An 11989-nucleotide genomic window follows, 5' to 3' on the forward strand; every position below is an offset into this window, starting at 1 on the left:
TAGCACTCGTGTAGTGTTACACAGGATAGTAGATTGCTTTGATATCTTGCAGCATTCTTAATTAGCACCTACTTCCGCCTGGAACTCGAATTTGCTTTCTTATAGCGAAAGTCTACTCAATGTGGACTAAAATCCAAGTCTGGAAAGAATTTAGCCCTCTTAAGAGGACTTTCTCTATCAGCCAGAGGTTTCTAAACTGCGGCGGTTGTTGGGATTAGTGCAAAATATTAGTGGTTGCGAAATTGTCCAGCGAATCAGGGGCATTACATATAACTTTCGTTAACAGGTGAACCTCAGTATGGCAAATACGCCTCAACGTTTCCTTAAAAAAATACGAGAAGCGAAAGAGAAACAGCTTAAAAAATTAGATTTAAGCAATGATTGGAATACTGATGACAAGGAAAAATTAACAGAGATTCCTGCTGAGGTGTTTGAACTGGAATGGTTGGAGGTTTTGGATTTAAGCAAAAACAAATTAACGACGCTGCCAGAAGTGATCGCCCGTCTGCAACAACTCACCTCCCTGGATTTAGGCAACAACCAATTAAAGACACTGCCAGAAGCCATCACCCGCCTGCAACAACTCACTACCCTGGATTTAAGCAAAAACAAATTAACGACGCTGCCAGAAACGATCGCCCGCCTGCAACAACTCACTACCCTAGATTTAAGGAGCAACCAATTAACGATGCTACCAGAAGCGATCGCCTGCCTGCAACAACTCACTACCCTGGATTTAAGGAGCAACCAATTAACGACGCTGCCAGAAGCGATCGCCCGCCTGCAACAACTCACTACTCTGGATTTAAGGAGCAACCAATTAACGATGCTGCCAGAAGCGATCGCCCGCCTGCAACAACTCACTACCCTGTATTTAAGCAGCAACCAATTAACGACGCTACCAGAAGCGATCGCCTGCCTGCAACAACTCACTACCCTGGATTTAAGGAGCAACCAATTAACGACGCTACCAGAAGCGATCGCCTGCCTGCAACAACTCACTACCCTGGATTTAAGCGAAAACCAATTAACGACGCTGCCAGAAGCGATCGCTAGCCTGCAACAACTCACTTACCTGTATTTAAGCCACAACAAATTAACGACGCTGCCAGAAGCGATCGCCCGCCTGCAACAACTCACTTACCTAAATTTAAGCGAAAACCAATTAACGACGCTGCCAGAAGCGATCGCCAGCCTGCAACAACTCACTTACCTGGATTTAAGCTATAATCCCATCGAAAAGCCACCACTAGAAATTGTTGCAAAAGGTACTAAGGCGATTAAGAATTATTTCCGGCAACTGAAAGCAGAAGGCACAGATTATATATATGAAGCGAAGTTACTCATTATCGGCGAAGGCGGAGCAGGGAAAACAACACTGGCGAAAAAGATTGAAGATCCAAATTATGAACTCCGAGAGGAAGACTCTACCAAGGGAATTGAGGTTATCCAGTGGCGTTTCCCAATGGAAAATGGGCGAAAATTTCGAGTCAACATCTGGGACTTTGGGGGACAAGAGATTTACCATGCTACTCACCAGTTTTTCCTTACCAACCGTTCACTCTATGCCCTAGTAGCAGATAATCGCAAGGAAGATACCAATTTCCACTATTGGCTGAATGTGGTGGAACTGTTCAGCGATAACAGTCCGCTACTGATCATCAAAAATGAGAAGCTAAAACATCCTTGGGAGATTAATGAACCCCAGTTGCGGGGGCAGTTTGCTAATTTGAAGGAGATTTTACCAACCAACCTTGCTAACAACACAGGTTTAGAACAAGTTTTACAAAAAATCAAGCATTACGTTCAAAACCTGCCCCATATTGGTAGTCCGCTCCCAAGAACCTGGGTTAGAGTCCGGGAAGCTTTGGAGAGTGACGCACGCAATTATATCGGCTTGGATGAATACCTGAATATCTGCCAACAAAATGGGTTCACCGAAAGAAATGACAAGTTGCAGTTGAGCAGCTATCTGCACGATTTGGGAGTATGCTTGCACTTCCAGCAAGACTCACTTTTGAACAAGACTGTCATCCTCAAACCCAAGTGGGGAACTGATGCAGTCTACAAAGTGCTGGATAATGAAGAAGTGATTCGTAACCTGGGCAATTTCACCCGATCTGATTTGGCAAACATCTGGTATGAAGACGAATACGCCACGATGCATGATGAACTTTTACGCCTGATGATCAACTTCAAGCTGTGCTACGAAATTCCTAGAAGCCAAGGAAGGTATATTGCCCCACAACTGCTATCTCCCGATCAACCCTCCTATCAATGGAATGAAACCAATAACCTGATACTGCGTTACACTTACGAGTTCATGCCCAAGGGCATCATCACCCAGTTAATTGTCCTCATGCATGAGTCGATTAATGAACAACAATGTATCTGGAAAAGCGGTCTTGTTCTGAGCAAAGACGAAACCAAGGCAGAGGTGATTGAATATTACGGCAAACGGGAGATTAAGATTCGAGTTTCAGGTCGTCACAAAAGAGATTTAATGACGATAGTTACACATGAACTTGATAAAATTCATGACTCGTACAAGCGACTAAAGTACAACAAGTTAATTCCCTGTAATTGTGTTACTTGCAAAGATAGCCAAGAGCCACATTTTTATAAGCTTGAAAATTTAAGAAATCGCCTTGCTAAACAAAAATATGATGTTGAATGTGATATTAGCTATGAAAAAGCGAATGTTTTGAGTTTAATTGATGATGTGATAGATAAAGATAAAGAGAGCTTGCTTGTAGAGCATTTAGGGGTTGAAGTTTTCATCAGCTATAGTCATCAAGATCAGGAATGGCTTACCAAACTTCAGAAACACCTCAAACCAATAATTCGCAACCAAAATCTGCTTGTGTGGGACGATACCAAAATACAAGCTGGTGCTGAGTGGAGTAAAGAAATTGAAAATGCTTTAGCAGCAGCAAAAATAGCAGTATTGTTGGTTAGCCCTAACTTTCTAGCATCAGACTTTATTCACGAGAATGAGTTACCCCCATTATTGAATGCGGCACAAGCTAAAGGACTCACGATTATTTGGATACCGTTGAGTTCTAGCAACTATGAAGAAACAGAAATTGAAAAGTATCAATCAGCGCACCCTCCCAATCAACCTTTAGATAGCCTGAACGCATCAGAAGAGAATAAAGCTTGGGTGAATATCTGTAAGAAGATCAAAGCAGCAGCAATCTCTCGGTAAAAGATAGAGAAGATTTTCTCTCGGTAGTGATGTGTGAAAACGCTGTCTTTGCTCTTAGATGCAAGGTTTGTCTTGATTAGGGATGCTGAAAGTAAAGTTTTTGGTGTGCAAACGATCGCACCACCCCAACATATTACTGTTCTTCGCTCTTTTCCTGAAGGAGCGATCGCCAATCTTCAATCGCCTTCTCTGTCCACAGCCAATTTTTAGCTAATTTATCTACCTGGAAATTGACTGGATCAGACTTGAGAACCATTTGCCGCAACTTGATCGCTTCATTCAAATATTGTGTCTGCTTACCACTAGATTGACTCAGTGCAGATTTATACAGTCCCAGAGCTAACCCAGCATAAGAAGTTAAAGCATCTTGAGGGACTGCCGTATTTGTAGATGTTTCGGCGCTAGAGTCTGTGTTCTGCTCTTTGAGAGCTAAATTCAAAGCCTTGAACCAAGAATCATTGGCTCGATTTAGATTGCCTTCTGTGTAGTAGGCAAATGCCAAAGCGTTATTATACAAAAGCGATTCTGGTTTAGCTTTTGCAGCAGTTTCCCAGTAACGGCGGGCATCATCGACGCTATAGTTATTGTCTCCAGTTTGGATAGACTGCCACGCTAATCGTCCCTTGTAAAAGTTGACAGATGGATCGTCAGCTTGTTGATTTGGAATTAGTTTCAGGGCAGTGTCAGCCGCAGCCACTGCGCCACGATTAAGTAGTTCTTCTACAGCTAATAACCCACCTTGTAAGTCCCCCTGGCTCAATTTTTCGGTAGCGGTGGCGGTGACAATACCAGTGGTTGCTATTTCTAAATCGATGTTTGGCTGCTTTTGGATAGGTAGAGACTGGGTAGGAATTCCTGGGATGTTAGGCATTGCCTGCTGGGATCGATTTTGCCACCACCAATTTAAAGCGATCGCAGCTGCTAACGCACTGATTGCTACAATACCCAAAATCGGCCACAGCTGGCGGCGACGAGTACGAGGTCTTAGTGGGGCTGGTTGCGATGCCTGCGGCGGGCTATGCCTATGCGAAAAATCAGAATTTTGCCACTTTCCTTCAAGGTTCCCAGTAATTGGAGGTGGCGGTGCTGGGATTTCTCCCCACAAATCTCCTTCCTCTTCCAGAGAAGTCATTCCCTCTGAAACCTGTCCTTGGTGAAGATTATTGTCTGGAATTTGTTGATCTAGTTCAGTTGCAGTTTTTTGGTTATCTAGCTGACGAAACAAATCCGAAACGATCGCAGAATCTTCCTCATAACTTGGGTCATCATACTCAATTTCATCAACTAGATCGCCCCAAGTGTCTTCGCCTAGCCAGTCTAACCCTGAAGGGTCACGCGCCAAACCAGAAGGAATCATTTCCTCCATTCCTAAATGCATCTCGCTATCATCTGCCATAGCAGAGTACATTGTGGAAGTTATCCCTAAAGGCGAATTATACTGCTTGGGCGACTCCGCACTTTCGGATATTTCCGTTTCCTGGCTCAAGAAACCGTCAAATTCTGGCTGGAGATATAAAATCGGTAATGCCCAGTACATCTGGTGAGAACCATAGGCAGAAATTAATCCTTGGCGTACCCGACTGACGCACAAATCTACTGGATATCCCTGACTCAAGTTGCGGTAAAACAATTGTGTGAGTGTCAATGCCACTTCATCAGGAATCCGTTCTGACATAGCCAAGACGCTTCTAATTCCGCGCTTCACCAAACTTTCTGCCAAGTTTCGTTCGCCAGTATCTCCAGAGGGATCGGATGCAGCTGTGTACGCCCCCAAGCAGGAGTTAAACACTGCCATTTGAATGTTATTGTTGACGAGCAAACCTGCCAGATCGTCCCCAGTCAAGATTTCTGTTAAGCCAGTTCTGCGACTAGCAAGATAAATTTCTCCACCATTGGAGCCTAAATTACTATGACCAGAGTAGTGTAAAACGTTGTATCTGCCCTGTTCTAGAGCTTGCGTTAGTTCTTCCCGCCCTGGTTGGTCTAACACAGTCAGTTCAATTTGGGGAAAACGATTGCTACCTTCAGCAATTCGTGGTAGTTGACGGTGAAGTTCTGCTTGCAGTTTGATAGCTTCTTGTTTCTGTAAGTCAAGACGGACTTGATCTGAGGGGGAAGCAATTACCATCAATACTTTTACACTACCTTGTTGTAGTGGTGTGGGCATATTTTGCGACCGCAAAGGCGAAGCCCCCAAAATTCCACTTTGGAAACGAGAAAAAGCGACATAAGGCCCAGTAGCCAGCGGGCGATCGCCTGCGTGCATAACTTCCCAAGGCAGACGAGCTAACCTAGTGTCTTTTAGCCCCAAGCGTAAGCGTAGTACTTGTTGGTGGTTTTGGGCAATACCTTGAGCAGTAATCCAACTATCTCTGAGAGTGCCTTGAAATAGGGCGTTATAAAATTGTTGACCCAAAGTTACCAAATTAACAGAGTTTCTGGCAATATCGCTTTCATGCCCGCCAGAAGCGAATGGATCTCCTTGCAACACCGACTTCAACGGATCATTCATCAAATGCCCAGCAGCCATCAACCAATCAACTATTGGCCAAGTCACCAATTCTTCTGCCAATGGCACCCCAGGCGCGACTTGTTCCGTCCGCACCAAGTAGTCATTTTGCCCTACAGGAGTTACCGAAATGTGGAATTCCTGGGTCACAGCTTCTCCTGTCCGCCTCCTAAATCTGGTTTGAAACGCGAAAGTTTCAAGTCGATTTTTCGCTCCCTCTGATAACTTAGATGCATCCCACCCCTGAATGTTTCTGATTCTAGTTGTTTTGCTTTTTCTGCCTTTACAACTTTATCCGGATCGGATTACTTGGAACTAGAACACTTAATTGGTAGATGCACCTTGATCTTCAACTCCCCTAGTTGGCTAACACCCACTAGGGGTTTTTTTTATTTTGGCAAACAACAGCAACTTATAACGCAGATATTCTCTACCAAAAAATAGTGCTTAACCCTAGAATACTTGATTACTAGATGGATGTACCTTGATCTTTAACTCCTCTAATTCATTTCACATCTACTAGAGTTTTGTTGGCACACAACAATAATCAACCTTCTAGTAAATTTATCCGGAGCATGGTGGTTAAACCTAGAACATTTAATTGGTAGATGCACCCTGATAACTAGCTCCCCTGGTTGGCTAACACCCACTGGGGGGTTTTTTATGAAGGAAGTAAGCATAAAAACGCACTGAAAACCTGAAACCTAGCTATCGCTAACATTAATTGACCAACTTTCCTTAAAAGAGGGATAAAAGCGCCCTTTTTAAGGGGTTAGTGGATCTTTTGTGCATAAGTCCTAAAGCCGCAATCATTTCTGACACACCCATTTTTCAGGCAGCGCACCGATAATTTAATTGGTAGGTCTGTACTGATAACTAACTCCTCTGGTTGGCAAACGCCCGCTGAGGTTTTATTGGGTAAGCAAATACTAACAATTTCAACCTCTGTTAATTTATCCGGTAGAGACCCATTTACTTTAGAAAATATTATTGATAGATGCACCCTGATAACTAACTCCCCTGGTTGGCTAACACCCACTGGGGGTTTTTTATAGTTAGTAGGCATAGCCAGTTGTAGATGTCGCCATCAACCCTGATTTTGACCATTTTCTCCGGAGGATACTGGCTATCCCTAGAAAACATTACTGGTAGATGCACCCTGATAACTAACTCCCCTAGTAGACTAACATCATCTGGGGGTTTTTTATTTAAAAAAATAACTGACCTTTGTACAAATTTATCCGGAGTATGGTGTTCACCCTGAGAACATTTAATTGGTAGATGCACCCTGATAACTAACTCCCCTAGTAGACTAACATCATCTGGGGGTTTTTTATTTAAAAAAATAACTGACCTTTATACAAATTTATCCGGAGTATGGTGTTCACCCTGAGAATATTTAATTGGTAGATGCACCCTGATAACTCACTCCCCTAGTAGGCTAACACCAACTGGGGTTTTTTATTTAAAAAAATAACTGACTTTTGTACAAATTTATCCGGAGTATGGTGTTCAACCTGAGAACATTTAATTGGTAGATGCACCCTGATAACTAACTCCCCTGGTTGGCTAACACCCACTGGGGGTTTTTTTTGCTTTATACGCGTAGCGGCTTGTGGTTAAACATTGCCCCAGCATTTCCTACCCACGTTGGGATGCACCACTACTCTTGTTCTACTGCTGGTAGTAGACCTGGAGTATCCTCCTGTTGCCAGGATAGAGCATAAACTGCTCACTCAACTCCTGAATCGCTTTCTTTTTATTGTGAGCTAGAGATGCCACACTAAAATGATTGCTATGATATTTAATCACATTCTTAATTTTTTTTCTATATTTTGGCGTTTAACTCTTTGTCTGCCCGCAATTACTGTTTTGAACTTCAATAAATGTGACATGCGGCGGGCTGCGCCAACGCCCTTAGAGTAAGGGTTTAAAACAATAGCAAAAGCTGTCGTGTTCCTGGCTTCGGACGACAGCAATTATATTACTGGCATTGAATTGTTCGTCGATGGCGGTGTGGTACAAATCTAATCGCTTTTGGTGGGGGTAACTCAAGTAAAGCCAGCCCGCACTCAGCCACAGACAGAAGCCAACTACCCGATTTTAGGCAATTCGAGTTACTTGCTGATTCACACGGGGACGACCAAAGCGCTCCCAAGCACTCCCTCCTCGCAGAAACAACTCTAAAAAGCGCAATGGTTCTCCTGAATCGCCTCTTGACCAACCGGAACTACCAGGAGCAAAGGCTAAAGTTCCTTCAGACACCTTGAAGCTGCCATCAGAATACACGGCATCACTCACTACATCTCCAATCCGGATCACGATCTTGGTTTGAGGCTCCAAGTTAAGTGTATGGGCCCCAATAGTTGTTTTGATGTTGCCGTAGCCATCAATCCAGGCAATTCGATCTGGTGGAACATCTGGGATTTGCTCACTCTTAAGGCTATCTCCCAAAAGGCTAAAATCTTCACTCATAATGGCAGCCGCAGCCGGAGGAAATACATCCCGTGAGCGAAATTGCGATCCACCACGAGAAACGTTGACCACTCGCAACTCCTTTGTATACTCTTTGATAAACGAGAGGGTGTAGCCTGCATTCACACCCACTACTTTTACACCATTGGATAAAAGGGCATAAGTTAGTCCTTCACCTTCATTATCTCGACGGGCTTCGGGATCATCTTGACGAGGCGCACAGTTGTGATAAATTAAGCGATCGCTAGGGCCTGGGTTGAGTCCTAGTTGGGCAATCCAAAATCCCGTTGCCAATGTACTAAATGCTGGAACCGAAAGCAAATGAATTTGGGCATGAGGAAAAGCCATCAGCAGACGTTGTGTGACTTCTGTAAATGCTGGATCTCCTGTACCGTAGTCTGCAATGACGCAGATAAACATTTTGCTTCTCCTTCTGATGGGTAGTAATTTGCAATCAATGGTTAGACAATAGGTGGCTTCAAACGCGCCAGTGAATCCAAAACAGTTCGGTTAAGATTTTCCCGCCTGCGGCGACCCCCTTAAAAAGGGGGTAAAAGAGGTTTATGAGCAAGCCTTTTTAAGGAAGGTTGGGGGGATCTTCAAAATATTAAAACGTTAACCGAACCGTCTTGCCAGTTAATCTGCCTCATCAGCAGTCTAAATGTGATCTCAACTATATGCAATATTTCTACATAACATTGAGCGTAATTTTCCAGTAAAAAGATGCTGGAACCATTCAACTCAGTTAATTACATCAGTCATCATGTGATTACAGGGTGAAATGAGCAGTTGTCAGTTCATTTCACCACTATTTATTAACCTTAAAGTCTTAGCCAACGCAATGAAAACAATAAGTTCACTTTTTAGCGAAGAACGCAACCAACTAAAGACAGATATTGATAACACAACCAACATTGAGGAGATAGTTAAGTTGGTTCAGAATCGACTTGATAATCTCGAAAGAATTTACATTGAAAAACTTAATCTGGCTCAAGTTCGTCTGGCTTCCTTTTTCCTGGATACGCTGCGGCAGTCCATCGCCACTCTTGCTGCGGCTAACTATTCTCAAGTTGTTCCAACAGAGCAAAAGCAATTTACTAACTCAGGTACAAAGTTTTTTTCCAGCAGATTAATTCTGAAACTACTAAAGGGACTAATTTACATAGGCATCTTAGGTTCGTTATTCTCCTTAACTAAAACTACCCCAAGTGTATGGATGGCTATCTTACTAACCTCTCTACTTATAGGAGTAGAAGTTGTGCTTCAACTCGAATTAAACAACCAGCAAAATTCTATGTCTTCAGAGCTATTGGAATTACCTAAACCTATGCTCCGGGTTGATAGCAAAGTATTTTTAGATCATCTTGGCGATGCTCTCAACACTATCGACCTAGCAGTGGCTAGAGTAGAAGAATGGAATAAACATGAAGGCGACCTAGCAATAGAAGAACTGCCAGAGTTATTGAATTTTCTGCAAAGGCTAATGGGCGCATCAAAACTTGATAAACCCCAAATGGCTTATGAACTTGCCAAACTTCTGCCACAGATTTTAATGTCTCAGGGAATTAACGCTCAAATTTATCGACCAAATGACCCTCACAGCGATCGCAATTATTTTGACTTCGAGCCAAGTATCGACCCCGATACCAAAGATCACGTAACTCTAACTCCTGCTTTGTTGAAAGGCGATCGCTTGATTAGGCGCGGTAGGGTAATTGAGCCAGCATATTCCGCTTCTAGAGAATAATAGACAATAAGGGTATGGAAATTTTAGAAACAATCGGTTTTGATTTAGGACACGGTGAAACGGCTGTAGCTAAAGCGATCGTGGAAAGCATCGACCCCCCCCAGATGCTGGAAATTAATAACAAGAAGAACCAAATTACAGCACTTGGTTGGCATCCCAAACTCGGTTATCTTGTCGGCGAACAAGCATTAATTCAAGCTGGCGTTACCCAACTGACAATTTCTTTCAAGCAAAAACCCAACAACGATCCCAAATATCGGGAAACAATTAGCACTTTTGTAGCAACCTACTACCGCCTTTTGAAAGAAAGCAAACAACTTGAAGGTGGGGAAGGTAGCTATTTTTACATAGGTTGCCCTTCAGGATGGTCAGTTAGCGATCGCACCGAATACCAAAAGCTACTTCAAGAAGCTGGTATTCCCCAACTAAATGTTGTACCCGAATCGCGGGCTGCTTTCATGCAAGCCAAGGAAGCCGGGAAGTTGGAGTATGACAAACTTGTTGCATCGGTGTTAATTGTCGATATTGGTTCTTCAACCACAGATTTTACTCTGGTTAAGAGCTTAGAAGAGATACCTATAGATTTTGGGAGTAATACTTTAGGTGCATCTCTAATTGACAAAGCTATTTTTGCCCGGACTCTCGCCAACCACGAACAAAAAGCATTACTCGAAAAAGTATTTCAGGAATATCCGCATCACCAAGCTCGTTGTGAACTTGCTTGTCGTAAAGCTAAAGAAGATTACTTTTCTAATGAACAGTTATACAGCGATCCTGAATCCTTTGCGCGTGGCTTCGAGTCGATCAACGAACAGATTTATTTTATTCCCCAAGTAAATAAATTGATGATGGAGGAAATTTTAAACCAACCCTTACCGGAACTGGGGCATCATAGTTGGGTGCGATCGTTTCACGACTCTTTAAAGGAGGCGAAAGAAAAGCTAGAAAAACTTGGAATTGTGCCGAAACTTTTGCTGATGACTGGCGGTGCATCTCGCATGAAGTTTACGCACTTTCTTTGTCAGGAAATGTTTCCCGAGCCAGAAACGCTGCTTCGCCCTGATCCTGAACCGGAACGTTGCATTGCACTGGGTTTAGCACGAGTAGGACGATGGGATCTGCGTGCTGCTGCTTTTAAAGAAGAAGTCAACAAACTATTTACCTCGAACAAGCTTAAAGGTTTGATTGAAAGGCATATCCCTGAGTTAATAGAATCACTAACTAAGCCTTTGACAGATGGCTTGATTGTCAATGCAGTTAAACCAGGTTTAAAAGATTGGCAAAAAAACAAAATACGAACTTTAGCAGATTTGGAAACATCTTTAATCAGTCGGGCAGAACAGTGGCTCAAAAGCGATCTCGCTGTGCAGATAATTAATCATCAATGCGCTTCTTGGTTTAGCAATAAAATCCAACCCGATTTAGCTGCACAAACCGATCCAATATGCCGAAAGTTTCAGATACCTAGAAGCAGCTTAAGGTTTCAGGATAGCATTGACCCAAATTTTGTTAACCCAGAGCTACGCATTGGAGATGCTATCCTGGCTGAGACAGTGGGCTTTATTGTCAATGTAGTAATTGGTGGAGGCACTGTAGCTAGCATCATCACTCTTATATTAACTGGACATTTAACCTGGCCTATTGCCCTAGTATATGGGGCTTCGGTGATGGCGGCAGGAATGGAGCTAAATCGCAAGAGTGTTCAAGAAGTAATCAAGACAAATGTGGATGTACCTAGTTGGGTTCGTTCTAGTTTTTTGAGTGATAGAAAAATCGAGGATATGTGTGAGCAAATAAAGCCTGAGTTAGAGAAAGTTCTTCAAGAACAATTGACAGCAGATCAAGAGGCTTTTGATAAACTGATTAGCAAAGTTGAGCAAGGGCTGCAAAAAACCCTTTCTACCAAAGTCCAATCTTGCATAATTCTGATTCAATAGCAGTGATATATGCCCGTAAAAAATCCTGATCGCATCGTCTAATTTCTATTAATCGGTAGCGTAACCAGAGTGCTGGCATAATGCAAAAGTCAGAATTTTAGATTTTTTAAATA

Annotated in this window: 6 protein-coding genes; 4 read left to right on the top strand and 2 right to left on the bottom strand. The window is 43.0% G+C overall.

Annotation, left to right across the window (positions count from 1 at the left end; all coding sequences use genetic code 11):
* The first annotated feature begins 298 nt into the window (after window positions 1-298).
* Window positions 299-3208 carry a COR domain-containing protein gene (locus H6G92_RS29000; RefSeq protein ID WP_190898950.1) on the top strand — a complete coding sequence of 970 codons (2910 nt, stop codon included), beginning with the start codon at window positions 299-301 and terminating at the stop codon, window positions 3206-3208.
* 133 nt (window positions 3209-3341) lie between these two features.
* On the opposite strand, the gene hetF is transcribed toward H6G92_RS29000, so the two are convergent.
* On the bottom strand, window positions 3342-5867 hold the full coding sequence (hetF, locus tag H6G92_RS29005) for a cell division protein HetF (RefSeq protein ID WP_190898952.1): 2526 nt from the start codon (window positions 5865-5867) through the stop codon (window positions 3342-3344).
* A gap of 1788 nt (window positions 5868-7655) precedes the next feature.
* Between hetF and H6G92_RS29010 the strand changes: the two genes are divergently transcribed.
* Window positions 7656-7748 carry an SDR family oxidoreductase gene (locus tag H6G92_RS29010; protein WP_313890004.1) on the top strand — a complete coding sequence of 31 codons (93 nt, stop codon included), beginning with the start codon at window positions 7656-7658 and terminating at the stop codon, window positions 7746-7748.
* A gap of 72 nt (window positions 7749-7820) precedes the next feature.
* Here H6G92_RS29010 and H6G92_RS29015 read toward each other — a convergent pair whose 3' ends face one another.
* A complete protein-coding gene (locus H6G92_RS29015; protein ID WP_190898954.1) occupies window positions 7821-8612 on the bottom strand; it encodes an SAM hydrolase/SAM-dependent halogenase family protein in 792 nt (263 codons plus the stop codon).
* Window positions 8613-9033: 421 nt separating this feature from the next.
* Between H6G92_RS29015 and H6G92_RS29020 the strand changes: the two genes are divergently transcribed.
* The gene (locus H6G92_RS29020) at window positions 9034-9939 is read left to right on the top strand and encodes a hypothetical protein (protein WP_190898956.1); all 906 of its coding nucleotides are present in this window, start codon (window positions 9034-9036) and stop codon (window positions 9937-9939) included.
* Window positions 9940-9953: 14 nt separating this feature from the next.
* Entirely contained in the window at window positions 9954-11876 is a 1923-nt protein-coding gene (locus tag H6G92_RS29025) for an Hsp70 family protein (RefSeq protein ID WP_190898958.1), read from the top strand.
* The last annotated feature ends 113 nt before the right edge of the window (window positions 11877-11989 follow it).

The organism is Nostoc foliaceum FACHB-393 (assembly GCF_014698505.1).
Taxonomy (GTDB): domain Bacteria; phylum Cyanobacteriota; class Cyanobacteriia; order Cyanobacteriales; family Nostocaceae; genus Nostoc; species Nostoc foliaceum_A.

Coding starts and splice junctions, on each gene's coding strand:
- H6G92_RS29015 (WP_190898954.1), bottom strand. CDS start 8,612: ATGTTTATCTGCGTCATTGCAGACTACGGTACAGGAGATCCAGCATTT.
- H6G92_RS29020 (WP_190898956.1), top strand. CDS start 9,034: ATGAAAACAATAAGTTCACTTTTTAGCGAAGAACGCAACCAACTAAAG.
- H6G92_RS29000 (WP_190898950.1), top strand. CDS start 299: ATGGCAAATACGCCTCAACGTTTCCTTAAAAAAATACGAGAAGCGAAA.
- H6G92_RS29025 (WP_190898958.1), top strand. CDS start 9,954: ATGGAAATTTTAGAAACAATCGGTTTTGATTTAGGACACGGTGAAACG.